The 24,355-nt window shown below is 60.9% G+C and carries 18 protein-coding genes; 1 reads left to right on the top strand and 17 read right to left on the bottom strand.

Annotated elements, in window-relative coordinates; translation table 11 throughout:
• Window positions 1-157: 157 nt before the first annotated feature.
• A complete protein-coding gene (locus H1B37_RS27135; RefSeq protein WP_182870419.1) occupies window positions 158-3,160 on the bottom strand; it encodes an FG-GAP-like repeat-containing protein in 3,003 nt (1,000 codons plus the stop codon).
• A 447-nt stretch (window positions 3,161-3,607) separates the two neighbouring features.
• Here H1B37_RS27135 and H1B37_RS27130 point away from each other — a divergent pair, with 447 nt between their 5' ends.
• A complete protein-coding gene (locus H1B37_RS27130; RefSeq protein WP_286178242.1) occupies window positions 3,608-5,161 on the top strand; it encodes an FG-GAP repeat domain-containing protein in 1,554 nt (517 codons plus the stop codon).
• Between the two features lie 167 nt (window positions 5,162-5,328).
• Here H1B37_RS27130 and H1B37_RS27125 read toward each other — a convergent pair whose 3' ends face one another.
• The 16 genes from H1B37_RS27125 to H1B37_RS27050 all read right to left on the bottom strand — a co-directional run bounded on the left by H1B37_RS27125 (window position 5,329) and on the right by H1B37_RS27050 (window position 24,268).
• Window positions 5,329-8,679, bottom strand: a complete 3,351-nt coding sequence (locus H1B37_RS27125; protein ID WP_182870417.1) for a UTP--glucose-1-phosphate uridylyltransferase — start codon at window positions 8,677-8,679, stop codon at window positions 5,329-5,331.
• A complete protein-coding gene (locus H1B37_RS27120; RefSeq protein WP_182870416.1) occupies window positions 8,676-9,545 on the bottom strand; it encodes a sugar phosphate nucleotidyltransferase in 870 nt (289 codons plus the stop codon). The genes H1B37_RS27125 and H1B37_RS27120 overlap by 4 nt, the downstream gene beginning before the upstream one ends.
• A gap of 184 nt (window positions 9,546-9,729) precedes the next feature.
• Complete coding sequence (locus tag H1B37_RS27115) at window positions 9,730-10,362, bottom strand: redoxin domain-containing protein (RefSeq protein WP_182870415.1); 633 nt, start codon at window positions 10,360-10,362, stop codon at window positions 9,730-9,732.
• A gap of 63 nt (window positions 10,363-10,425) precedes the next feature.
• On the bottom strand, window positions 10,426-11,349 hold the full coding sequence (locus H1B37_RS27110; protein WP_182870414.1) for a rhomboid family intramembrane serine protease: 924 nt from the start codon (window positions 11,347-11,349) through the stop codon (window positions 10,426-10,428).
• 931 nt (window positions 11,350-12,280) lie between these two features.
• A complete protein-coding gene (locus tag H1B37_RS27105) occupies window positions 12,281-13,531 on the bottom strand; it encodes an NAD(P)/FAD-dependent oxidoreductase (RefSeq protein WP_182870413.1) in 1,251 nt (416 codons plus the stop codon).
• Window positions 13,528-14,244, bottom strand: a complete 717-nt coding sequence (locus H1B37_RS27100) for a methyltransferase domain-containing protein (RefSeq protein ID WP_182870412.1) — start codon at window positions 14,242-14,244, stop codon at window positions 13,528-13,530. The genes H1B37_RS27105 and H1B37_RS27100 overlap by 4 nt, the downstream gene beginning before the upstream one ends.
• Before the next feature lie 12 nt (window positions 14,245-14,256).
• Window positions 14,257-14,943: a CPBP family glutamic-type intramembrane protease gene (locus H1B37_RS27095; protein ID WP_182870411.1), complete on the bottom strand. Its 687-nt coding sequence runs from the start codon at window positions 14,941-14,943 to the stop codon at window positions 14,257-14,259.
• A gap of 95 nt (window positions 14,944-15,038) precedes the next feature.
• On the bottom strand, window positions 15,039-16,565 hold the full coding sequence (locus H1B37_RS27090; protein ID WP_182870410.1) for a hypothetical protein: 1,527 nt from the start codon (window positions 16,563-16,565) through the stop codon (window positions 15,039-15,041).
• A 165-nt stretch (window positions 16,566-16,730) separates the two neighbouring features.
• Window positions 16,731-17,306, bottom strand: coding sequence for a hypothetical protein (locus tag H1B37_RS27085; protein WP_286178239.1), 576 nt, complete (start codon window positions 17,304-17,306; stop codon window positions 16,731-16,733).
• A gap of 263 nt (window positions 17,307-17,569) precedes the next feature.
• Window positions 17,570-18,358, bottom strand: coding sequence for a GYF domain-containing protein (locus H1B37_RS27080; RefSeq protein ID WP_182870409.1), 789 nt, complete (start codon window positions 18,356-18,358; stop codon window positions 17,570-17,572).
• Between the two features lie 307 nt (window positions 18,359-18,665).
• Window positions 18,666-19,031 (bottom strand): TadE family protein, encoded by a 366-nt coding sequence (locus H1B37_RS27075; RefSeq protein WP_286178238.1) that lies wholly within the window; start codon window positions 19,029-19,031, stop codon window positions 18,666-18,668.
• 167 nt (window positions 19,032-19,198) lie between these two features.
• Window positions 19,199-20,227: a vWA domain-containing protein gene (locus tag H1B37_RS27070; protein WP_286178237.1), complete on the bottom strand. Its 1,029-nt coding sequence runs from the start codon at window positions 20,225-20,227 to the stop codon at window positions 19,199-19,201.
• A gap of 46 nt (window positions 20,228-20,273) precedes the next feature.
• The gene (locus H1B37_RS27065; RefSeq protein WP_182870407.1) at window positions 20,274-20,702 is read right to left on the bottom strand and encodes a TadE/TadG family type IV pilus assembly protein; all 429 of its coding nucleotides are present in this window, start codon (window positions 20,700-20,702) and stop codon (window positions 20,274-20,276) included.
• Window positions 20,695-21,171, bottom strand: coding sequence for a hypothetical protein (locus tag H1B37_RS27060; protein ID WP_182870406.1), 477 nt, complete (start codon window positions 21,169-21,171; stop codon window positions 20,695-20,697). Before H1B37_RS27060 ends, H1B37_RS27065 begins: the two co-directional genes overlap by 8 nt.
• A gap of 122 nt (window positions 21,172-21,293) precedes the next feature.
• Window positions 21,294-22,691, bottom strand: a complete 1,398-nt coding sequence (locus H1B37_RS27055) for a metal ABC transporter permease (RefSeq protein WP_353620933.1) — start codon at window positions 22,689-22,691, stop codon at window positions 21,294-21,296.
• Window positions 22,688-24,268 (bottom strand): metal ABC transporter permease, encoded by a 1,581-nt coding sequence (locus tag H1B37_RS27050; RefSeq protein WP_182870405.1) that lies wholly within the window; start codon window positions 24,266-24,268, stop codon window positions 22,688-22,690. Before H1B37_RS27050 ends, H1B37_RS27055 begins: the two co-directional genes overlap by 4 nt.
• Window positions 24,269-24,355 lie beyond the last annotated feature (87 nt).

The raw sequence follows: 24,355 nt of genomic DNA, 5'->3' as shown, positions 1-24,355 counted from the left end.
TCCCGGGCCCTGCCTGGGAACACACTGCGGTCAATTGGGTAGGAAAATTTCGGGGGTAAGAGAATTGTAAACTCCCCTCTCCAAATGATGCGGGGCAGAATGATGCCGGGGAGAGAAACCGTTGGTGGGTTCCGCTACGGTTCATTCCCGGACCGTTCTACCGCGTCGACTCGACGATCACGGTTTGATCGCGGGTGGGAACGTCGTCGAATCGTTCGCTGATCCCGGTCGGCCAGGTCACCGAGACATCGACGGATTCGTCGGCCAGGTTGCCCAGTCCGAAGTGCATGACGCGTTCGTTGCTGCATTGATAGCCGTCGCCGGCGACCAGGAATCCGGTGTGGGTTCCCTGGCTGGTTTCGATGCGAACGGTGCTGCCGATCGCGTCGCGCGAGGACGTTCGGCCTTTCAAATCCAACCTCAGCCAGTTGCCAACCTTGGGCGTGTGGTTGATCACCAGCGCGGTCGGTTCGGTTTGGTGCGTGACCACAAAGTCGACTTGCCCGTCGCGATCGACGTCCGTGGTCCACAAGCCGCGGCCGACGTGAAAGGATCGAAAATAATCGCCGAGGGTGGCCAGGGACACGCCGCGGTAGCGGCCGTCGTCGGATCGTTGAAAGATCTGCATCGGCTGGTCATACATCGCTTTTTCGTCACCCCGTGAGAACAGGTCGACGTGTCCATTGGTGACCACCAGTTCCAGGTCACCGCTGTTGTCGATGTCGATCGCTTCGGTGCCGAACGCGACCAATGGGCGGGTGTCGTCGACCAAACCGAGCGCTCCGGTGCGGTCTTGCCAGATGCCGGAGGAGGATTGGGAGTGCAAGGTGTTGTATTCTTTGTCGAAATTGGTGACATAAAAGTCCATGTCGCCGTCTCGGTCAAAGTCGCCGGTGGCGATCCCCATCGAACCTTGCGGGATGCCGCGATCGTCGCCGCCGATCCCGCGCAGCATGGCCGATTCCGAGAGCGAGAGTTTTCCATCGGTCTGGTCGCCGTCCAGACGACTCCAGTAGTGATTGTTGGTCATGTCGTTGGCCACGAAGACTTCGTTGCCCGGTTTGCCGTCCAGGTCGCCGACGATAATTCCCAAGCCGCGGCCGGGCGAATCGGTGACCGCGTCCCAAGCTTCGGTCCTGTCGACGAACGCCCCGTCGCCCCGGGATTTCAGAAACCGGTCCGGCATGGCGGGAAACAGCATCGGGGAACAGGATCGAATCACCGTGGATCCCGTCATCGGACAACTTTGTGTCACCGGGGCCAAGGTGGCGCAGTAATTGACGACGACCAGATCGGCCAGTCCGTCGTGGTCCAGGTCGGCGATCGAACCGCTGGAGGACCATTCGTCCGGGGCGCCCGCCGGCATTTGATCACTCGCGTCACGAAACGTTCCGTCGCCGTTGTTCAGGTACAAACGGTTGGGGCCGTAATTGAGCACCAGCAAGTCCGGAAAGCCGTCTTCGTTGATGTCACCAACCGCGACGCCTTGGCCGAATCCTTTGTCGGCCGTCTGCGTTTGGTCACTCACAAGTTGGAATTGTCCGCCCAGGTTGCGGAACAACGCGTTGGGATCCGAATCCTGCGCCGGCGGTGTGCCGCCGGCGGCCACCAGGTATTGGTCGCTCCAGCCGTCCAAGTCATAGTCGATGGTTCCGCCGCCGCATCCGAGTGTCTGGTACAGCATGATCCCCGGTTCGTGAAGCGTGTCACTGGTCCGCCCCCAGAACCTCAACCCGCGCTCGTCCGCTTCGTCTTCAAGTTTCCAATCGACCACCACACCGTCCTGCTGGCCAGTGTTACCGGCGATCGCCTCGTCACGGTCGGCCGATCGCTCGACCGGATCACTGGCGGAAACCACTTTTTCGATGCTCGGCAGCGGCAACTTGGCATACAGCGTCTCAAAATCGGGCAGCGCCTCGGGCACGCGCCAGGGCGTCTCTGGATTCAACCGTCCGACCAGATCGCTGCGAAAGACGTCGATATCGACCGAGTCGTCTTCGGGCAACGTGGTCGCGATCGCCGACCAGGCTTCGGCTTCCCACAGCCGGCCGAGTTTGACCAGCGACTCGGCGACCTGAAGCGCGATGGCACGCGAGATTTCACCGGTACGGACGAAGCGATCTTTGAGTTGGTGGAAACGATTCAATTGCTGGGCGCGTGCGTTGACCACCGCGACCATTTCCTTGGTGATCGCGGGATCATTGTCGACAAACTGGGGCAGCAGCGTCGCCAGCCGCGTCCAGATTTGAACCACGTCGGGATCGTCGCACGTGGCCGCTTGGGCGAACGCACGCAGCGCCGCCGCGGTGTCGTCGTTGGCCCGTGCCCAGTCCCCCAGGGCGATCCAGTAACTGGGGTAAGCCTGGATCCCGTCGGTCTGCGCCGCCGCCCAACGCTCGAGTTCGTCAAAGCGTCGCGATGCGGCCAACGATTGTCCCAAGAAAGCTTGGGAGGGATGGTGCTGGGGGTGTTGGGCGACGATCTCGCGAAGCAACTCGATCGCTTCGTCGAACTTACTCTCGTCGAATTTTGACTTGGCCGCCCCCAACAACGGTCGCTTGTCGTCGGGATTGCGGGTGACCATTTGGTCCAACGGGTCGGCATCCAAGGTCCGCCGCTCGGTGTTGCTTAAATCTTTCAGCATCCCGATGTCAAAGCGGCGGGCCAGCACCAAGGTTTGACCGTGTCGCATTGCCGAAACGCGGTCGTCGGCACCGATGTAGAAATCGAACAACCAGCGGCGCGTCTCGTGTTGGTCCGGTTGGGCGCGCAGTGCCTGTTCCAGAAATTCCAGCCCGTCGTAGTATTGGCCCAGCCCGATCATCGCGATCATGGTTTGTCGCACGCGGCCGGGATTTCGAAAGGACTCCGCTTCACAGGCCGAGCGCAGGAATTTGGCGGCCTGGTCAGGACGCCCGGTTTCGTGGGCGGCTTGGGCGATCAGGACCAAGGTGTCCGGTTCGATCGGTGATGATCCCCGGTCGGTTGTGCCGGCTGGTTCGCTACGGTTTATTTCGGCTTGGTCCAGGATTACTTGGGATGCGGCCCAGGCCTGGTCCCATTGGCGGCGTCGCAGCGACAATTTGAGTGTGCCGACCGGATTGGCTAGCGGTTTGTCATCCAATTGGTCGGCGCGGGGGGCGGTAGGGTTTTCGCCCACGTTGTCGGCATTCGGCGAAGGACCGCATCCCCCGAGCAGTGACCCGAGCAGTGACCCGAGCAATGACACGGCGGCTAGCAGTACAAGGCGGCGCGCGGACGTGACACTTCGGCGACGGTAGGTAAATGATTGCCACCGGCGGCGAGTTTTCGGCAAACACAACGCGACCGGCGACGTAAAAAACATCGTTGCGGTGATTTCACTGGAGGTGACCTTTGTCCCAGCCGGCGGGGGGCTGATTGGGGCAGACGTCTGTGGGCTTCGTTTCCGCATTGGTGCTGTGGATCTCCGTGGTTTGTTATAACCGACGACGCCTAAAATGATTCCTTCTCAGAAATCAGTGTGAACATGAAAGCTTATTCGACACACCCAGACTTTCGCAGCAGGGGCCCAGCCTGTCGCAGCAGGGGCCGCATCGCTGGCCTTGTATACGTCGCGGGTGTCGTAATGTTGCTGCCCATCTGGGGTGGTTGTGCGAAAAAAAGCAACGAATCGACGGCGTCGATCGAACCGTCGTCGGGTGACACTCCCCCCACGGTCACGCTGTCCGCCAAAGAAGTGGCGTTCCTGAAACAAGCGGGACCGAAAATCGAGGCGTTTTGTGGCGATTGCCATGCCATGCCCCGGCCCACCAGTTCTCCCGAAGATGAATGGGAGATGGAGATCATCCAAGGGTTTGATTTGTATCGGACGTCCGGACGCACCGATTTGGATGTGCCCGATGAATCCGACGTGCGGCGGTACTTCGAGATCCAGGCCCCCAAAGATGCGGGGATGCCGGTTCCCGAAACCCTGGACTACCCCGACGCGACGCTGCCCCACACCAAGTCCGGGCTGTGGCGCCAGCGGGCTCGTGCCGCCGGCGTCACCAATGTGAATTGGATCGACCTCGGGTTCGAATCCAAACCCGGCAAAGCCTTGGTGTATTGCGACATCGGAACGGGAACGGTCAACGCGTACTGGCCCAACGATCCCGAGGGCGAAGTCCGCCGTTTGGGGACGGTGCTGCAACCGGTGCACAGCGAACCGTGTGACCTGAATCAAGATGGGCTGGTGGATCTGTTGGTCGCGGACATCGGTGAATTCAACGCCAACGATAGCGATTTGGGACAGGTGTTGTGGATGGAACGACTGGGCGACAGTGAAACGTTTCGGACTCACGTTCTGATCGACGGACTCAGTCGGACCGCCGATGCGCGGGCCGGCGATCTTGACGGGGACGGCGATGTGGATGTTTTGGTCGCGGCGTTCGGTTGGCGCAACAGCGGCCGGACGTTCCTCCTGGAGAACCAGGGCATGGGCGACGACGGTGTGCCGATCTTTGAATCCCGTGACGTCGACCCGCGCCACGGTCCGGTGCATGTGCCGTTGGTCGACTTTGACGGCGACGGCGACTTGGACTTTGTTTCGTTGATCAGCCAAGAACACGAACGCGTGGAATTGTTCCGCAACGACGGCAAGGGCAATTTCGAAAACGAATTGATCTACGCCGCACCGGATCCGGCTTACGGTTCCAGCGGCATTGAACTGGTCGACATGGACGGCGACGGTGACCTAGACGTGCTGTACACCAATGGTGATTCCTTCGATCGTGGCCCCAAGCCGTTTCATTCGGTTCAGTGGCTGGAAAATGATGGCGCGCTGCCGATGCAACGACATGAAATCTGCATCATGCCGGGGGTCTTGAATGCGACCGCCGGGGACTTTGACGGCGATGGTGACGTCGACGTGGTCGCCGTCGCGCTGTTGGGGGCGCACATTTCCAAAGACTGGGTCGCACAGGGAGCCTCGCCGATCGTGATGCTGTCCCAGGAAGACGATGGTTCGTTCACTCCGTCACGCTTGCCCGGCAGGATGCATGATCACCTGTCGGTCGTCAAAGGCGACTTCAACGACGATGGGATATTGGACTTTGCGATCGGTAACTTTTTTCGCCCGGCGCCGAATGACGTGCAGACGGTGTTGAAGGAGCCGGAGTTGTTGATTTGGATGTCAAAGTGATCGGTGCGGCAGGGGGATGAGTTGGCAGAATGATACGGGGCAGAATGATGGGGAGGCCGGTTGATGGGGGCAAAACGATGGGGGCAAAACGATGGGGGCAAGACGATGGGGGCATGGCATGATTCTCCCCGAATCATTCTGCCTTCCTCCGTTTCTCGCAGCCGCTCTCAATCCCGCCAATCACAGAGTGAATCGATGTACTCGGCCGACCCGTCGCGTTTCCAAGGGTCCAGCTGAGCCTGCTCTTTGAGCTGTTGCCCGCGGCGTTTGGGGACGACCATGAATTGGCATTCCACCTCTGGGAGCGCCGTCATGTCGCCCCACAATTTTTCGAACTGTGCCACCGGGTAAATGTCTTCCTGGGCATGTCCCCAGCGTTTCTTGACATCTTTCAGCGTGATGTAGGTGGGCAATCGTTTGGCCAGCTTGCGGACCGCGGAGTCGACGGCGGCGGTGTCTGCCAACTCGGATCGCGTCAACTGGAACGTCTCCAGCAGTCGCCCGATGTCGATCCAAGTGGTCATCGAGTTGTAGTAGGACAGGTCGAATTCGATGCGTTCGTCCGGCATCGCCAATCCTTCGACCAGCTGCGGGCGGCCGCCGACCAGTGCCAGTCCGCCGCCGCGATCTTCCAGCCGACGCGTGATGACTTCAAAGCTTAGGTCCGCGCCGCGACGGATGTGGGCGCCCAGCAGTCCCGGATCGACGTTCGCCCCCAGTGTGTCGATGTTGTGCAGCATCAAATAACGCAGTGACGGCTGGTCTTGCAGCAATCGATGCAGCATGCCGTTGCGCAGCAAGTTGGGCACCTCGTACCAGTGCCCGACCGGATGCAGGCATTGGTTGGGCACGTTGTCGGTGTAATCGCTGGCTTCGCCCGTCGTTCGGGCCCAGTTCATCAAGGCCGCGCGCACACTTTCACGAACCTTCTGCTGTTGCTGGTCCAGGACTTGGCTGGCAGTTTCTTGCCACAGAAACTGCAGGTCGCGGACCGTCGGAACCATTCGCAACCCGACGCTTTTTCCGGTCGAGACTTCGACACCGCGTTCGAAACCGAAGTGTTCATGACGCTGCAAGTGCTCTCGGATCGGAGCGTCGGTCAAATAGCTGGTGGTGAAGACATGAGGGATCGCACCGCCGATCGATCGGAGCGTCGCGCGGGTCTTGGCCAAGTGGACTTCCAGGAAACTGCGGTGGCGACCGGCAAAGCGATTGAAGGGGTGCAGTGCCTTGCAGACTCCGGCGCCCTCGGTCCAGCGACTGCCCACTCCGGCAGCCAGCGTCACGACACCGACCTGCCCGTCGGCGATCGCTTGCTCCCCGGCCTTCACTTCTTCCAGGCTGCATCCTTGCCGCAGGTCAACGACGTGCTCCGGCCCGACGTCACGGATCGTCGTGCTGGGCGAGAGACGGTTCTGTGACAATCCGATTCGACCGTTCTTCAAATCCGCTCGAATCTGTTCGTGTTGTTCGGCGTCGAACCCGATCGAATGCAGCAAATTGTGCAACGAGGTGTCGGACCGCTCGTCGGATTCGTCATGGGGCAAGACACTTTGCAACAACTTGGACGAGGCGGACGAGGCGATCTGGCCGTCGGCACAGCGGCGTGCGATCGATTGCAATTCCGATCGCCGGTTGGGGGACAGATCACGCGTCGCGGTTCTTAGCAGGTTCGGCAGCACCAATTGGTAATAGCGATCAGGCATCACGGCATCGTCGCCGCTGCGAAGCTGCGCCCAGGTGCCTTGGTCGTTGATGGAAAAATCATAGACGACCGGATCCATGGCGAACGGCAACGCGGTTTGCAACTGCGTCTTGATCTGGACCATTTCTTTTTGCAGCCAATCGCTGGCGGCCGCTTTGATCGCTGGATCAAATAGGAACCCCATCCCGCCGCCGGACATCCCGCCCAGCATGACGAAGCCCCAGAATTGATCCCCGTACTTGTCACGACAGGCCTGGATCAACCGATCGGTGAAACGATTGGTTGCCCAAGGGATGATCGTTTGCAACGGACCCTCGAAGTTCCGTGTTGTTGCTTGCCCGATTTGACGGATGTCCCCCGATTCGATCGCCGCGACGACTTGGTCCAAAATCGTCATTGCTTCTTGACGCGCGCCCCATTCTGCTTCGCTGCGCAACAGATAACGCTCGGTCACCATTTCCAGGATCGGACCGACGTTTTGGGCCATGCCGCCGTGCACCAGGACCAGCGAGTCCTGCAGCTTTTGACGCGTTTGCTCGCTCGCCCGCCGGCGGTCAAAAACCTGGTGGACCGGCATCAAACGTCCGCGGCTGACGCCGTATTCCGGATCGCCCTCGGCGGCTTCGGCACCGCAAATCAATTTGATCCCCGGCCAAACGCCGCCCGAATCCTGCCACCCGCCGCCGCTGCCGCCGATCCATTCCCCCAGGATCGCGCGGGCGGCCACCAGTCGCCGTTCCGATTCCGTCAGGCCGCCGGTCAGCGATTCGATCTGTCCGGTCGCCCGCATCAGAATCGAAATCAGCGACCCGAGCAGGTTGGTCGAAACGGCCAACCGAGACCCCTTGGGGATGTCGTTGATCTTAGAAACCAATTCCAGCCCTTTTCCCGGGCCGATCAATTGAGCCAACAGTTCGCTGATCGGCCTCCCGCAGCCTTCCAGCCCCGGGGGCACGATTCCCGCCGCGATCACGGCCGCTTTCAATAGGCCCAAGTAGTCGCGGGCGAAATCGAACATTTCGCCGATCGTCGTGACCTCGGCGGTCGCGTTCAAATCAACGCTGGCCAACCGGAACACCGGCTCGTCGATGACTCGCAAGTAGGTTTCGATCGGCGGACTGGGAGAATCGTCGCGGCCGCGGACGCCCAGGTCGACCGAGATGTTCAACACCCGCGCCCCGGCGGGATAATCCATGCCCAGAAAGAAAATGTCGCTCCAGGCACTGTGGGAAAGATCCATGCGCACCGCGGTCGTTTCGCACAGCAGCGGCATCGCACCGCGTTTCGGATCCGCGGCGAGCAGTTCACGGCGCAGTCGCAGCGGATGGTCGATCGGATGGCCGAGTCGAAACATCCACTGATTGCCACGCACCGTACGGACGCTCTTTCGAACCTGGTCGGCCAGCGTCTGAAATCCCAATTGATGATACGCCTGGGCCAAGGCGCTGGAGATCGCGTCGCTGGGGCCGGCCGAGTCTTGGGTCTGGAGAAAGTCATCGATCGCTTCGGAGAAACGACGTGACAACAAGTGTTCATAGCCGCCAAAGGGAATCAATCCATTGTGCAGTTGGGATTCCGACCTCGCGCCCTCCAGCTCAAGCCGACGGGGCAGATGGTAGCGGTGAATCGACGATAGGAAGAACAGGGCGCGGACGCGGCAGTAAAGGTTCTCCTCGTGACGTCGATAGGCGTCCAGCGAGCGGCAATGCTCCAACAACTGAGTCGTGGTCGCTTCGGCGACGACGGATTCCAGCGAACGGTGACGAAGCGATTCGTCCTCCGATCGAATGATGTCGATCAGTCGATTGCTCATGCGTCGCGGCCCCCGTCGCCAACAAGGGCATTGCGTTGAGCCAACAAGTCCACCAATTCGGTCAAGATGTGATCGCGGTCGTGACCCGACAGGGCGATCGCCAATTGCGAGATCAGCAAACCGTAGGGGATCCCCAAGTTGTAACGCGTCCCGCGGACTTCGAACGCCATGTACTTGTGACGCGCTCGCAACACGTCCAACGCGTCCGACAGCGTCGGTTTGGTCAACGATTCATCCGCGACGACTTGTTCCAGTGCGGCGATGATGTCGTTGGTCAGGACGTGCATGCCGAAGAATCCCAGGTAGTGGCCGGACCGCAGCCCCGGCGTCACCAATTCCTGTTCGGCTCGCGTCGGAGTCGGCTTTTCGACGACCCGTTGGACTTCGAACACCCCTTCCTGCCGCGGAACGCGTGTTCCCGAAACAATCCCGAAGTAGGGCAGTTTGTTTTCGCGAGTCGATTGAACGGCGGAGACCGAGCAGGTGAATTCCGAGGCCACGTTGACCAGTTGGCGGGCGCACGAAATCTCCGATGCACTCAAATACAAGTGATCGCCGACCAGATGCAAAAACGGTTCGTCGGCGACGAACGGCTTGGCACGCAAGATGGCGTCGGCGTATCCGATCGGTTCGGGTTGTTCGACAAAGCGGACGCTACCGACCAAGTCTCCGGAGGCTTGCTCGAACGAGCCTTGATCGCCTGGGCGGACCACGATGCAAATCTCTTCGACGCCGCACGAAAGCACCTCTTCCAAGATTAACTGCAACGCGGATTTGTCTTTTCCCTGGCGGTCGACCAGTTGTTGCGTCGGGATACGATTCTGATTGGGGGCCGCAGCGGTGATGACTGCTTTACGAACCTGCATGGTGGGCGCCGGGCGAATGGAAAGGAAACGGACGGTGGATGGAGCGACAATGCGTCACGAACGTCCGCCAGACTTCCCAACGAGTCGGCTCGCGGACTTGCAAAACATACCCGCAATCGCCGGCCCGTCGCACCCCCGCTGGCAATCCGTATGGGCTCGTCGCCTCGTCCACTACCCGAAAGCACTAGAGATTCTTGAGCGCACGCAGGATCTCTTCGACCGATGCACGGCCGCCGTGCGAATCGCTGACCTTGGACCATGCGACGCGACGTCCCACGCCGATCACATAGGCCGCCGGGTAAGCCGTTTCGCGACGGGCGTCCCAGCGGAGCCCCCACGACGTGATCATCTCCATGCCCGGATCGCGAACCAGCACCAGCGACTCGGGCAGCCGACGTGCCCCCAGGAACTGCTTGGCACGACGCTCTAAATCGGCGTCCGAATCCTCGCCCGGATAAACCAGTACCACGCGACCGGGGCGATCGCCGAGCGCCGAGCTGAGCGTCTTGGCCCGGTTGGCCATCGCTCCGACTTGTCGATTGCAGATCGGACACTGGTATCCCGGAAAACCTCGCAACACCACGACCACAACCGGGCCGTCTGCGTTCAACTGTGAAAGCGTCACATAATCGTTCCGGCCTTGGATCGGCAACTCGAAATCCGGCGCCTTGTCGCCCACCGCGATCGGTTTGCCCGGGTCGGCACCGAGAACGGTCGAGTGGATGGGGACGCCAATGGCCTGCATGGTCAGCGCGGCAGCGATCAGAGTCGTGGGGGTGAAGACGAAACGGCGAATCGGGGCAGTCGGTCGCTTCATGGGGACACTCCGGGGCAGGGTGGTCGTGTGGCGGTGTGATGACGCGTGATTGCGATTGCCGCTTCAATCTCGATCGCGGCTCTCGCGTTTTCGTCGGCTGTGTCGTTCCAGCGTCCGTCGTTCGGCGCGGGTCAAACTCGCTTCGCCGCTGGCATGGATCTTGGCCAAAATGCGATCCACGTCATCCTCTTCACGCCGCAGTTTTGCATCGGGATCGTGCAGTTTCAATTTCGTCCGTCGGACCGATCGCCCGACCCGGTTGCGGTACTTGGAAACGTCCATCCAGCCCAGGTTCCAGCGTTGGTAGTGGTAGGCCAAGGCAAACGCGATGCCCGCCAAGTGGACGGTGAATGCGGTCCCGCCGGTGTCTTGGCCGGCCGGCCCGGAAAGCATTGAGAGCGAACCGAAGACGTTGCTGATCACGAAAAATACCGCGATCACCCACGCTTTGACCGGAAAGACGAACATCAGCAAGATGGTCGCCTGGGGGTAATAGCATGCGAACAGGATCGTCACGGCGCTGACGGCGCCGCTGGCACCGATGACGACGCCCGAAGGCACCCCCATCGCCCAATACGTCAGACAGCCCGCGATGCCGCCCAGGAACATCGAAACCAGATAGACCCGCAGAAACTCGTAACGCCCCATCCGCTCCTCGACCGCGCGGCCGAAGATGAACAGGCCGAACATGTTCAATCCGACATGAAACGGCGTTTCCAACGAATGCAAGAATCCATACGACAGGAACTGGTGCCAAGACCAAGGTTGCAGCAGTGTCGTTTTCCAGCATCCAAACCAAGGCATCAGTCGGCTGACGGTTTCTCCTTGGCCGACTGCCTTGGCCGTAAAGACATCGACCAGAAAGACCGCCACGGTGATGATCACCAAGATGATCGTCATGCTCTTGGGCATCTGGGACTGCGATCTTAAATGCCGATCCCAGGGCGATTCATCCTCGCGGCCGTAATCACGTTCGTACAATCCCATTCGGGTAGAACCAGTCTCTTGTAGCAGGGAGAGGAATTGATCACGCCACGAATCGTACGATTCGATTCATCGCAGCGGTGCAGAGGCGCATCGTACAAGATCCCCCTCAACCTGGTCGATATGAGGTTGAATGAGGAAGCGATCGGTGCCTAGACCGGGGCCCCGATGCGGGGCCGGGCTGCGGTCAATCCGATCACAGTCGGTTTGCATCCCCGGAATGACAAAACCGGTCCTGCCTCCGAGGCTCCGCCTGGGCTGGCGGTTAGGGGTAGGAAGATTTTCGAGGTAAGAAAATTGGCTCCATCGCATGATGTTGCAGTTCCTCATTTTCTTACCCCCGAGATTTTCCTACCTGGAAGGACCCAAAAACTTGGCCGTGTACACAAATTTGCGGCCGCGTGACCCGGCGATTTTGCGAAACCCTGACCGCTAAAACCCCTCCCGGCGCACGAAAAAACGGCCTCGACGCCGATCGAAGCCGTTTTCTCATGAATCATTCTTCGCAGACGTTTACTTCTTGCGGTGCCGAATCTTGCTGCGCATGCGTCGCTTCTTTCGTCCTACTTTTCGTCGCCCTTTACCGGTCTTCTTGGTACCCACCGAGTCGGTTCTCCAATTGTTTTGCGCCGACTTGATCGGCCTTGAGAAATTGTGAATGGATGTCACGGCCGGCGCTTCGGCTCGGCCAACTGCGAGCCCCAAAGCCTAGCAAATTCACGACGGCGGGCAAGCCGAAAATAGCCTGTCGTCCGATTGCTCGGCCAAAACAGCAGGCTTGGCGGCGAAATTCGGCAACTTCAGAAAGCCACGCGGTCCGGATGGGCGATCGGCCCGGGGAGCCGCGTCGCCACCACTTCCCGATTGAGGTCGTGCGATTTTTTACCTCTGATTCAACCGGTGTTTCCGACTTCACCCGCCCTTCCAGGGAGGGTTAATTTGAAAAGCCACTGCTCCCCGGTTGGGGAGGGGCGGACCTGTGCCCCTCCAGCGAGTCATCCTCCAGCGGCCGTGGATGTTCGCGATGGATCTGCTGGACAGCGAATTGGCCGAAGCGTGGAAATCGCGACAGCGCGCCGATCGTGTGGTGCACCAGTCGCGGATGGCGGAGCAACCTGGAGATCAATCGACAACGTCGCTGCTGTTTCCCCAGCAACTGTTTTAAACTGTTTGTCCACTGCTGCGGGATGTCTTTGTCCCACTGCCCGATCGCGCGATCGACCAGGGGCACGACGGCCGTGCCGGCACGCACCGCCCACGCCATGCCCTCGCCGGTGAACGGTTCGACGTAGCCAGATGAATCGCCGACGAAGAACATCCGGTGCGCTCCGGCAAGTTTGCGTCGACGCGTCAGGGTCGGAGTCCCGCGGAAATTGCTCGATACCAGCTGAGCGGCCAAATCCCAGCCGCACGAGCGGAGGATCTGGTGACAGACCTCCGCCGGACCGGAGGACTGGACCGCGTTGCGATCGACCGCCGCGGCCAAGTTGACCTGCTGGTTCTCCGTCACCACCAATCCGACGTAACCGGTGTCCGCGATCGCCATGTAGATCACGCCGGGGGACAGATGCATCGTGCCCGTGCGATCGTCGCCCTGGACCCACTGGGCTCCCAGTCCGATGCGCGAGTCGGCCGGGACGACCAACCGATCGTCGGAGTCCCCGGAGGCCGGTTTGCTGGCCAAGCCGTTGGCGGCGACCACAATCTGGGCGTCGTATCGGTTGCCGTCGTTGTCGCACAGGGATCGCTGCGCCCCATCGCCGCCGGTGGCGATGATCGTGACCGCCGTCTCGCTCAAAAATTCTGCACCGGCAGCGATCGCCGACTCCACCAAGACGCGATCCATGGCGTAGCGTGACACCGCATGGCCGCCGGGAAGTTCCAGATTCGCCCGGCTCCGTCCGCTGCGCAGACGGTACTGATCCAGCCGGTGTCCGCCGATCGCTTCGATCGCGTTCCAGACCCCCGCGCCGCGCAATCCGGCGATCGCGTCGCCGTTCAGGCACGCGCCACAAACCTTGTGCCGCGGAAACGCCGAACGCTCGACCAGCAACACGCGGCGGCCGCGCCGCGCGAGCCCCAGGGCGGTCAGCGAACCAGCGATCCCAGCTCCGACGATCACCGCGTCCCAGCGTTCCGCGGACGCTGTGTGGCGGGAGATCGTCGATGCGAGCTCTTGGATCATCCCGATGGGGCTCCGGCGTCATAAACCATCAAAAATCGTTCCGGCCATCTGCGCGTGATCTGAACCGGCGTCAGCCCCGCCTGCGCAGCCAACTGAGACGCTTCGGAAATCGTCCACGCCGCTCGCACGCTCAGCGGACCATCGACGTGACACACCTTGCTGGTCGTCAACAGCCGGATGCCCCACTTGGCCAATAAGTACCCCAGTTGAGAACGCAGCAGGTCGCTGATCACCACCTTGTGCCGCGCGGACGATCGCATCGCCGCGAGTAGACGCACGACATCGGCCGCTTCCAAATGATGAAGGAACAATGAACTATAAACCACGTCAAAGCCTGCGGGCAAATCGCCGCTGAGGGCATCGTGCTGGACAAACGCTACGTCCGCGCCGCGGCGTTTCGCGTTGTCACCGGCAAACGCGACCGCGGTGTCGCTCAGGTCACAGCCGACGATCTCCATTTCAATCCCCTTGCGATCGGCCAATCGCTTCAACCCGATCGCCACATCGCCGCCGCCGCAAGCGACATCGAGCACTCGGATCGGCCGCCCGGCCAACACATCGGACAGCCGGGCAATCGGCTGCCAAATCGCTCCCACCGCGCCGCTGAATCGATTGACTCGCGAAAGTCCCCGCAGCGCTTTGGCGTGCAGCGCACCGTCCAAGTCCGGTTGGTCCATCCATTCGTCTTGACGGTCGCGGGTGTGAAGTTGCATCGTGAAAATGTCCTACCACAAATGCCAGGCGCCGGTCAGACACACATAAATGCCCAAAATTAAATTCGTCACCCCGTGGGCGATCACGCAATTCCAAAACTTTCCGGTTTTGACCATCAACCAACTGACCAGTGAAAACCATAGCGCCGCGGCGAAGCATTCGGCCGGATGTGTGGCGATCCCGTAAACCGTACCGATGATCAATCCGTTGCGGCCGATTTCTGTCAGCGGCAGCGACGGCCAGTCCTCGGCCTCGAACGCCCGCATCACAAACCCGCGCAAGAACAGCTCTTCGGCGATCGGTACACAGATCGCCAGCAATGTGAATCGCATCAGCAAAAAGCTCGCCAATTCGGCGCCCGACGGATACGTCGCAAACGGATTGACCCCTTCACGTTCGGGCAACCAATCGTCCGGCAAGGCGAGTACATGGATGATCTGGCGTTCCAAATCCAGGGCACAGACGCCGATCCAAAGCACCGCGCCGACGACCCCGACGATCCATCCCCAGCGGTCGATCGCCAAGGGGAATTGACGCACGATCTCGCGGCCGAACCACAGGATCGCCGCCGACATCGCAACCACTCGGGCGACGACCGAGATGAAATAGGCCGACGCGTGAATGGTTTCGCCGTCGCGGACCGGACTGGTGTCGATCACCGCGGCGAGAAGAAAGAACATCAGCAGCGGCACGATCATCGCCGCTTTGCGGTGCCACGTGGTTGTGGGCTGTTGCCCCGCGTCCCGGCCCGCGTCCCGGCCCGCGTCCCGGCCCGCGTCCGATTTCGGCGCGCTCACGACGTGCCGGAGTCGAGTTCACGACTGTAGACGGCCAACGCGGTTTCGAACGTCTCCGACCGGATCTTGAATTCGGGGTTGGAATCGGTGTAACGATTGCAGTGGTCGACCAACACGCGATACAGAAATCGGAACAGGTGCCGAGGGACACGCAGCGAATTGAACGCCGAGATGATCCGGGCATAGTCCAGGTCCGAAAACAGATCCTTCGGTTCGGGCGACTGTCCCGGGGCGGCGCAGGCGATCATGCGGGCTCGGGCCAGATCGTACAGCGATTCGCCGGTCCACTGAAACGACGGAATCACGTTCTGTTTGTCCAGCCGGGCGCGTTCGTGAAAGTCGCGTGATTCGCGCTCCATGTCCCGATGTAGATCCTGGGGCAGCATCAATTTGAATCCCACGCCCGGGTGTTTTAGCAGTTTGTTGTCCAACAACGGCCAGACGAACAGACGCATCAATTCGGTTTTGCCGCCGGTCATGTGCGGTTCGTCGACGCGGTCCATCAGCACGATCATGCCGCTGTACCCCAGTCGATCGATCACCGATTGAAACTTGTTCAGCAATTCGTAGCGGTCGTCGGTTCGGTCGTACCGTGGCAAGGGCTGGCTGGCGAGTTCTTTGATCGGAATCGAATGCAGCAGTTTTCGCGTGGTGCCGACTTCGCGTTTGCCGACCCGCATGTGACGACGAATTCGAAACGCCGCCCACCAGGTTTTCAGCAGCCGCCACAGATAGGGGGCCGATCCGATCAGCATCAACACGGGAGCCAACCAGAGGTAATCCCAGACTGTTTTCGGTGCCACTACTTCACCTCCGTCGGCCGCTGCGGCATCACCACCGCCGGAACCGGTGAACATGAAGTACAGGAACGCCAGTGCGACGATCACGCTCCATCCGCAGGCGAACCAACAGCTGATCTTTGCAACCAAGTTGCCGTACCCCAAGTGCCGCCGCAGCGAGTTCCAGCGTTCGATGAACGAACCATCACTGGACTGGTCATAGCAGGCGGCCAACAGCAACAGATCGCGTGCCGCCGTGCGGTCCAGTTTCGACAACCTTTGCCGATCGATGCCGTCGTCGACCTGGTCGGCTTTCAAGATTTGGTCGACCAGTTTGGTGACGCCCAAACACAGGATCGAATCCATGTGATCCCAAAGCTTCCATTCTTTGAGCACGCGTTCGGGTTTCCGGTTGGTCCGCCGGCTGAGTCGTTCGCTGAAGTGATCCAGGAACGGATTGAAGTCATCGTAGGCGATCGTATAGATCCGCTCGCCGGGATGTTCCTGATTGAACTTTTGCAGGTGCCGCAGGACCTGCAACCGCATCGCCGTTTTGCCGGACCCCTTGGGGCCGAAGACGATGGCCGTCGACGGTTCGGTGGGATCGCCGTACACCTTGTCCCAGACGGGGTGGTAGGCGTTGGCGATGCAGTGTTCTTTGAACACCTGGTCGGTCTGGGCATCTTCCTCGGCAAAGGGATTGCGGACGATACCGTGGTGTTCCAGCAAGCTCTGGATATTCATGTTCGAATCATTGCCTCGTGCTCAGAAATTCGTGCTCAGAAATTCGTGCTGGGAAACTCGAGTGTCGAATTTCCAGAGCGTTGCCTGGAATCAGATGCTGCGAATCAAGCGAGCGCCGTTAAGTGCCAGGCGGCTCGCCGGTTTCGATTGACGACAGCGGTCGGTTTACTTGCCGATCGATTTGACCATCGCCACAAACTTTTCGCGGTTGCCTTTGACGATTTCGGCAGGCCCGATCATTTTGACGAAATACTGGCGGCCTTCCGGTTCGACCATGATCGCGCCGGTCATCGCATAGTTTTCTCGCTGAACCACCTTGCCTCCGGCGAACGGGCCACCGCCCATGCGTTCGGCGTAGGCACCGCTGACGTCGACGATGTGGACCGACCATTTGCCGATGTCCATTTGTTCGGTTTTTTGTGCCGCATCGTCTCCGCCGGAAAACTGACCTTTCCATCGTTTGATGTTCGCGTCGACGCTACCGCCGGCCGCCATCATCGTCAACCGCGCCGTCGTTTCACCTTCGCCGACCTTGAACTCATGTTCAATGATTCGCGAGGCGCGTTCGGCTCGCTTGAATTCTGCGGGAACCTTCATCTCCGCTTTTCCGAGCACGCTGATCGTCTCGCCCGCCTTCTTCGCCTCTTCGGCCTGCACCGGGCAAGCGGTCAAAAGGACGGTCGACGTCAGGAATGCTGCAATCAGGGCGAGGGGGCCAGCGGCTGCATAGGGGGATCGCATTTGGGAACTCCGCGAGGGTCAGGTGAGAAAGGGAAGCACAGACGGTTAATCTTGGGACACTTTAGCCGATCTGGCAAAGGGTCTGAAAGTCGGCGGGCGATGCTTTGTCGAAGCGAACCGGTCCGCGTCACGTCGACGTAGCTACGCTTGCCAGAGCTTGGAGAACACGGCGGATCCACCTTCTGGCGAAGGTCGCTACCTTCAATCGGCAATTCACGACGTTTCGTAGGCAAAGCGGCGCCGAACAACGATCCGCCGCCGAGCTAGCCGCTGGTCGAGGCCACCAGGATCAACGTGACAAACAAACCGACGACCAGGGTGGCCAAGACGGCGACCAGTGTGATCCGCCGCGAGGAACGCTTGCGTCGCACCGCACCGATTTTGGCATCACCGGCGAAATCCGAGCCAATTCGACTCGTCTTTTCGTGGGAGATCGGGGTGGTCAGTTTGGTCCCACCGGAGGCATCGGAGAATGGCTCGATCGCGCTCGTTGACGGTGCCCCGGGCAGCGATTCGGCGATCTCCGCCAACGCATCAGACGCTTCACGCCACTGCGGCCAGCCGTCCTTCCACAGCAACGCCGATTTGGCCACGCGTCCTTCGCCGATCCAGATCTTCAGCATCGCTGAGGTTGCGGGCCCGTATTGCCCCCCGCTGGGTGGGCGGACGTACCAGGTCGCGGCCGAATCGCCGGAAAGAATCTCCGGTTCCGCCGCGGCGAGATTTCCACCCGCGAGATCCTCACCGGCGGGTTCTGCGGTGGCGGAACCCGCGGCCGCGGTCGGCGATGCCGCAGTGGTCGCTGTCCTGTCGGTCGCTGTTGCGTCGGACACGTTTTCCGCCTGCGGTGCGCTTTCCGGGGAGTCCGCGGCGGCCCGCTCTTGTTGCATCGCTGCTGGCGGCGTGGTTGCCGCTGCCGGTGTAGCTGCCGCTTTGGGGCGCGGTGTGGCGATCGGCGTCGAGAACTCCGTATCGGCCAGGGGGATTCGGAACCGGGTGCCGCACTCGGGGCAAACCCCACGACGCCCCGCCAAGTCGGATTTGATGTTCAACGGTTTCGCACAACCGTGACACGAAAATCGGATTCCCATCGGCCTGTTTTGAAAAGACTGGAACGGAGGTCCCGACTTTGATGTCATCCGAGTCGGGATCGGGCGAAGGGTCCAGTGTAGCCCATCACCGGCCGGCCGTCGGTCCATGCGAGTCCGTCGATTTTAAATCATCACGGCGGTCCTGGTAATCCGCCGCAGCTTGATTTTGGTGTAGTGGACGAGGCGACGCGTCCATTCGGATTGCGAACTGCCAGGACTCTTCGCGTCGTCCACGACCGCTTGCCGCAGCTGAGGGCGAGACGGAAAGCTAGAGCGCCGAACCCTCGCGCTGCATCGTCAGCGTCCGCGTGATTGTGCTGCCGCCGGTGAACTGCGGCGGCACAAACGTGTTGGCATCCAGCGAGACTTCCACGGTCAGGGTCAGTTCGGGGGTTTGGTTGTTGATCGTCGACGGGGAAACATCGACCGTCGTGGCCCGCAGACCCAGAGTCCCCAGCACGTTGTTTGCCGCGGCACGGGCGTCGGCCGCGGTCGCTCCCGGGACGATCGCTCGACGACAGCCTTCGTACACCGCATTGTCGACGGTGTGTCGAATCATCGCGACGCGGCAGAATTCAAAGGCCGCGAAAAAGAAGAAGAACAACAGCGGCGCGACGATCGCGAATTCAACCATCGCCGCACCGCGACGGGGGCGGACACCGCGTCGTCGCGTTCGGCAAACTCGGCATCGCCCGGGGCGCACCTCGGCACGACGGTTCGGGGCGGATCGGTCGGCTGTGTTTGTGGCATTCACGTGCGGGACGCTCCTGTGTGTCGCCAACGCGGGGCTTGTTGTGGCTGTCATTCTGTGATCACCGTTCCAAGCGTGAGTGCGATCTCTCGATAGGCCTCGACCAATTCGGCGGCGCTGAGGGCGTGGAAGTGTCGTCCGCCGCCGATGGCTGCGACCGTTTGCATGCGGTTTTGGTCCGCGCCACTGCCGAACGTGATCGTGTGGATTTGGATTTGGTCGGCGGCCAGTTCCGTCGCCACCGTCGCCGGTTCGGGACCTTCGTTGTGCAAACCGTCGGTCATCACGATCATCGTGCGTTCCACGAACTGTTCATCGCGTCCGGCATTGATGATTGCTTGTCCGGCTTGCATGCCGCGGCTGATACTCGTGCGTCCGCTGGTGACCAAGGCGGACAAGCCGCTGGTCACTTCACCCAGATTCACCGTCAATTGGACGTCTTGGGTGGCGGTCTGGTTGTAGGACGCCAACCCGACTTGTTCGTTGACCGGTGTGGCGCCCAGTGTGGCGACGAACACGCCGATCGCGGTTTGCAGGTCTGCGAACTTGGTTCCGGTCATCGAACCGCTGCGGTCGACCACCAAGATGACGTCGCGTTCGATGTAGGTCGCCGCCGAAGTCAGTTCCGGTTCGAAGGTGCTGAACCCCAAGACGTTTCCGAACAACAATGGGATCGCGCCCGATGCCGAACCGCTGGTTCGCCGCCCGGTCACACGAACGGTGTTCATCGGAGTGGCGCCGTCGCGAAACACGAATCGCCCTTCGGCGTCTTGATCGCTGCGGCCGAATTCGAAGTCGCTGTTTTCCAGTTGCAGCGGCTGGCCGTTGACTCGGTTCAGCAATGCGACCTCCTGGCCTTTGCGGATCGCGAGCGACGTGTCGAATGTTCTCGACAACTCCTGGGACGCCGCCTGGCTGGCCGCGTCGGTGGCCGAACGCAGCTCGGTCCGGGACAGATGCATGTGGGCGATGTCGACCGAAAAGGCGACGGTGGCGACGAACCCGACCAGCATGACCAGGATCAGGATCAACATCGCACCGCGGCGTTTCCGCCGACGGATGGCAGTCGGGGTGACCATCGGTTTGAATCCAACAAGGGGGGCAGTGGAAAGGGGCACGCTTGTTCTATTCCTTTAACATCACCACGCGGGCGGTCAGGTTTCGGTTGCTGACGAATTCGCCCGCGATCGGGCTGTTGGTCTGCGTGGGGGCGGAAACTTCACAAATGACCTGATCGCCACGTTGCAAGTTTTCCACGCCCGAGGGAAATCGGATTTCAAAATCGTTGACGCCGCGCGATTCCAGGATCGCAAGCGCGCGGGCATCGGCCTGGGACTCGGTGCTGCCCGGTTTGGCGGCCTCGCGGATCCCCTCGTAACACGCCACGCTCAAGGATTGTTTCAAAAAAATAAAACTGGATGCTTCGATCGATCCGAACACCAGGAGCACGATGACGGGCAAACAGACGGCGAATTCGACCGCCGCGACCCCGCCTCGTTTGCGTCCTCGTCGCCGCCGGCCACCCGTCGAACCACCCCGGGATGGACTACCCATCGGACCGCTCTCCTGCATTGTCCGTGGCCGATGTGCCGGTCGTCGCCAATGACTCGTCGGCTTGCCGCAACTGCATCACGTCATTGAAATTCGACGCCATTTCCTGCCAGAAATCGTTGTCGCGAAACTTCAGCGGGGCGACCGCGCGGCCTGCCTTGATGTCTTTCAGCGTGTTTCGCAATCGCAAGATCGGACCGGCAAAACGATGGCTCAGCTTCAACGTGTCCCAGACGAACGCGGGGATCAATGCGACCGTGATCACAAAGAACGGCAAGAACCGTCGCAGCGTGTCGGCGAAGGTCTGGCCCCAATCGGCATCGGGTTGCTCGAACAATCGAATCCAGCACGTCAATGCGATCGTGTTGCAGACGAAGAACACGATCCAATGCAACGCCACGCGGCGGACCAAGCTGCCTTGGACCTCCGTGTCGACGAGCGTTCTGCTGCGTTTTGCGGGAATTGTAGCCATCGTCCTATCAGATTGATTCGTGGTTGACCGGTACTCGCGGCCTGTCGCAAGTACGCCCTACAGGAAAAACGTAGGCCACGAATAACGCGATCGGGGAGGACTTTTTTAGCTCTCGCTCGGGTTTAGTTCTCGTCGGGAATCGGCCGGCCGTGCGGGTCCTCGACCGGTGCGTCGGTCTCCCTGGCCAGCTCGTCGCGGAGGTTTCGGTCGGTGAAGTGCTCGAACCGCTCCGCCTGGTCGTGAATCCGCTCGGCCCCGCTGCCCGCACGGTCGACCAGGTATTGCTCCCACAATCGGTGCGATCGGACCAATCGTTGTCCCCGTTCGCGTCCGATTTCCGTCAATCGCAGTGCATCGTCATGCACAACGACTTCGCCGCGCCGGCGGAGCAGGGTCAGCGCCATCTTCATCGACCAAGTCGACGCAAAGAGCTCTCCCGCCAGCCAGGTCGTCTTGGGGGCCGGGTGCTCGAGCTCTTCACCGCGAAACAGTGACGCGACGATGTCGTCACACAAGATGCGAAGTGACAACAGTTGACGTCGCACCAGTTTGACGACAACGCCATGCCGCGGCCCGAAGGTCGCCGCGGCGAAAAACAGGCCTCCGGCGGCAACCGCGATCATTCCCGACGTCGTCGTGCTGCGATAGCCGATCCATGTCGGAATGCTGAGCGCCATCAGATGGCCCAGCACCGCCGAGATGATCGCAAGTGCGACACTGATCGCGATCATCACGCCCAACCGATCGGTCAGCATGTAGGCCGCCGCGGCGGGCACCACGAACATCGCCACCACCAAAATGCTACCCACACTTTCAAAACAGGCCACCGCGGTCACCGAGACCAGGACCATCAACCCGTAGTGCATCCAGGTCGACGAGAACCCCATCGTCGTCGCCAGCGCCGGATCGAACGAAGTCAAACGCAGCTCTTTGAAAAACAACAACACGAACAACGCATTGATCACCGTCACCACCGACAGCACGGCAGCCGCCCGGGGCACCTGGTAACCCAGCACCGCGACCGTATCCAACGGCGTCAATTCGATCGATCCGTACAACACGCAATTCGGATCCAAGTCCACCGCGTCGGCGGTTTGCACCAGAATCACCAATCCGAGCGCGAACAGGGACGTGAACACGACGCCCATCGACGCCCCTTCGTCTACGCCGCCGGCCCCCCGAATCCACTCGGTGAACAATGCCGTCAGCAATCCCACCACCACCGCACCGACAAACATCGGCAAGCTGCTTCGGGTCTGGCTGACCAGAAACGCGACCGCGATCCCGGGCAGCACCGCGTGCGTGATCGCATCGCCCAACATGCTCATCTTTCGCAGCACCAGAAAATTCCCCAGCAACGACGACGCGACCGCCGACAATGCGCCGACCACGACGATCCAACCGTCCAGCATCCAGCTCCACGAGAAACCCAGGCAAGGTGCCTTCCCGGTCATCGACAAAAACGGCCCGGTCATCGACAAAAACGGCCCGGTCATCGACAAAGACGTCTCGCTGATCACGTCGAAGCCTCCGGGGATCTGTCGGGCGGATTCCCTGCGACCGCGGTTGGGTCGTCGTTGACGATCCCGTGGGGGCTGATCGGCACCGGGATCATCATCCCCTGTTCGTCCAACAGGTCTTCCAGCTGATCGATCACTTCGGGCGCCAGCACGTGTTCGATCTTGTCGGCATCGCGGTCCACGTTGGCGGTCGCCACGTCCGCATAAGCGATCAAATACATTTCCCACAAGCGGTGCTGGCGGGTCAAACGTGCCGCCTCGGTGAATCCGGCCTGCGTCAGTTTGCAGGTGCCCTCGTGCATCCGCAGCAATTCATCTTCGTCGGCTTGATCGATCGCTCGGCACAATCGACGGCGTGACCAGCTCCGCATCGAAAGCAGTTGATCGATGGTGACGGGCGTCCGTCGGTTGGTCCGCAGCGCCAGGTCGCGACCGGCTTGGCCACCGGAATGTTTCTCGATCTGCTCGTACATCGCCCGCAACAAATGCTGGCGATCGATCCGACGATTGAGCCGCAGTCGTCGCAGGAATCGAATCAGCACGCCGCGGCGAGTTCCCAGCATCATGCTGATGAAGAAAAAGATCGAACACACCAACACGATCATCGCGCCCGAGGGAAGCCCGGGGAACAACGCGCTGACCAGCCCGCCGACGATGCTGCCGCAAGTCCCCAGCAGCGCCGCCCACAGCATCATCCGCCACATCGTCTCGGTCCAGAATCGAGCCGCGGCGGCCGGGATCACCAACAACGCGATCATCAGCACCAAGCCGACCGCCTGCAATCCGACGATCGTCACCAGCACCACCATCGACATCAATCCGACGTCCAGCGCGACCACGGGGAACCCTTGCGCTCCCGCGAATCCTTCGTCAAAGCACAGCAGTTTCAGTTCCTTGAACAGGATCAAACAGCCCGCGATCACGATCAGCGAGGTGACGGCGATCAGTTTGGCATCGGCGGCACGCATCGAAGCGGTCTTGCCGTATACGAACCCTTCCAGTCCCGCGGCATGTCCCGTGTCCATCTGCTGGATGACGCCCAACAGCGCCACGCCGGCCCCGAAGAACACGCTCAACACGATCCCCAACGCCGCGTCCTCCTTCAACCGTGTCTGGTTGCGGATCACCAAGATCACCGCGACGCCCAACAGCCCGCTGGCGGTCGCCCCGACCAACAACCACAGCAGCGACTTTTCGTTGCCGCCGAACCAATTGGCGGCGATGAAGGCGATCGCGATCCCCGGCAAACTGGCGTGGCTGAGCGCGTCGCCCATCAATGCACGCTTGCGCAACAACGTAAAACTGCCGACCAATCCCGACGCACCGCCAAGCACGGCGACGCCGAAAATCACGATCCGCGTGTTGTAGTCCTTCATCAGCAACACCCGCCCCCATTGGGTATCGGCCCACTGAAACGCGGCCGGACGAGAGCCATCGTTTTGCGGATGTCGGCCCCGCGCGTGACACACCGTTGCCGACACCGTCAAAAGGACCAGCAGCAACAACCCGCGCACCAGTGGCAAGCTGCGACCACCGCAGGCGGCGTTGCCAACCAATGCGTTTAACCTGTGTGCCATCGCATGCCACATTGCGTTTCGCCTGCAGTCCAATTCACCCCAACTCCCAACTCCCAACTCCCAACTCCCAACTCCCAACTCCCAACT

The organism is Stieleria mannarensis, assembly GCF_014154935.1.
GTDB lineage: Bacteria > Planctomycetota > Planctomycetia > Pirellulales > Pirellulaceae > Stieleria > Stieleria mannarensis.
This window is presented reverse-complemented; position numbering and strand designations above follow the sequence as displayed.

What these genes read in the sequence shown, in the direction of transcription:
- H1B37_RS27105 (WP_182870413.1), bottom strand. Translation starts at nt 13,531, where the DNA reads ATGATCCAAGAGCTCGCATCGACGATCTCCCGCCACACAGCGTCCGCG.
- H1B37_RS27115 (WP_182870415.1), bottom strand. Translation starts at nt 10,362, where the DNA reads ATGAAGCGACCGACTGCCCCGATTCGCCGTTTCGTCTTCACCCCCACG.
- H1B37_RS27085 (WP_286178239.1), bottom strand. Translation starts at nt 17,306, where the DNA reads ATGCGATCCCCCTATGCAGCCGCTGGCCCCCTCGCCCTGATTGCAGCA.
- H1B37_RS27120 (WP_182870416.1), bottom strand. Translation starts at nt 9,545, where the DNA reads ATGCAGGTTCGTAAAGCAGTCATCACCGCTGCGGCCCCCAATCAGAAT.
- H1B37_RS27060 (WP_182870406.1), bottom strand. Translation starts at nt 21,171, where the DNA reads ATGGCTACAATTCCCGCAAAACGCAGCAGAACGCTCGTCGACACGGAG.
- H1B37_RS27130 (WP_286178242.1), top strand. Translation starts at nt 3,608, where the DNA reads ATGTTGCTGCCCATCTGGGGTGGTTGTGCGAAAAAAAGCAACGAATCG.
- H1B37_RS27070 (WP_286178237.1), bottom strand. Translation starts at nt 20,227, where the DNA reads ATGGTCACCCCGACTGCCATCCGTCGGCGGAAACGCCGCGGTGCGATG.
- H1B37_RS27095 (WP_182870411.1), bottom strand. Translation starts at nt 14,943, where the DNA reads ATGATCGTGCCGCTGCTGATGTTCTTTCTTCTCGCCGCGGTGATCGAC.
- H1B37_RS27090 (WP_182870410.1), bottom strand. Translation starts at nt 16,565, where the DNA reads ATGAATATCCAGAGCTTGCTGGAACACCACGGTATCGTCCGCAATCCC.
- H1B37_RS27110 (WP_182870414.1), bottom strand. Translation starts at nt 11,349, where the DNA reads ATGGGATTGTACGAACGTGATTACGGCCGCGAGGATGAATCGCCCTGG.
- H1B37_RS27125 (WP_182870417.1), bottom strand. Translation starts at nt 8,679, where the DNA reads ATGAGCAATCGACTGATCGACATCATTCGATCGGAGGACGAATCGCTT.
- H1B37_RS27075 (WP_286178238.1), bottom strand. Translation starts at nt 19,031, where the DNA reads ATGGTTGAATTCGCGATCGTCGCGCCGCTGTTGTTCTTCTTCTTTTTC.
- H1B37_RS27065 (WP_182870407.1), bottom strand. Translation starts at nt 20,702, where the DNA reads ATGGGTAGTCCATCCCGGGGTGGTTCGACGGGTGGCCGGCGGCGACGA.
- H1B37_RS27050 (WP_182870405.1), bottom strand. Translation starts at nt 24,268, where the DNA reads ATGGCACACAGGTTAAACGCATTGGTTGGCAACGCCGCCTGCGGTGGT.
- H1B37_RS27100 (WP_182870412.1), bottom strand. Translation starts at nt 14,244, where the DNA reads ATGCAACTTCACACCCGCGACCGTCAAGACGAATGGATGGACCAACCG.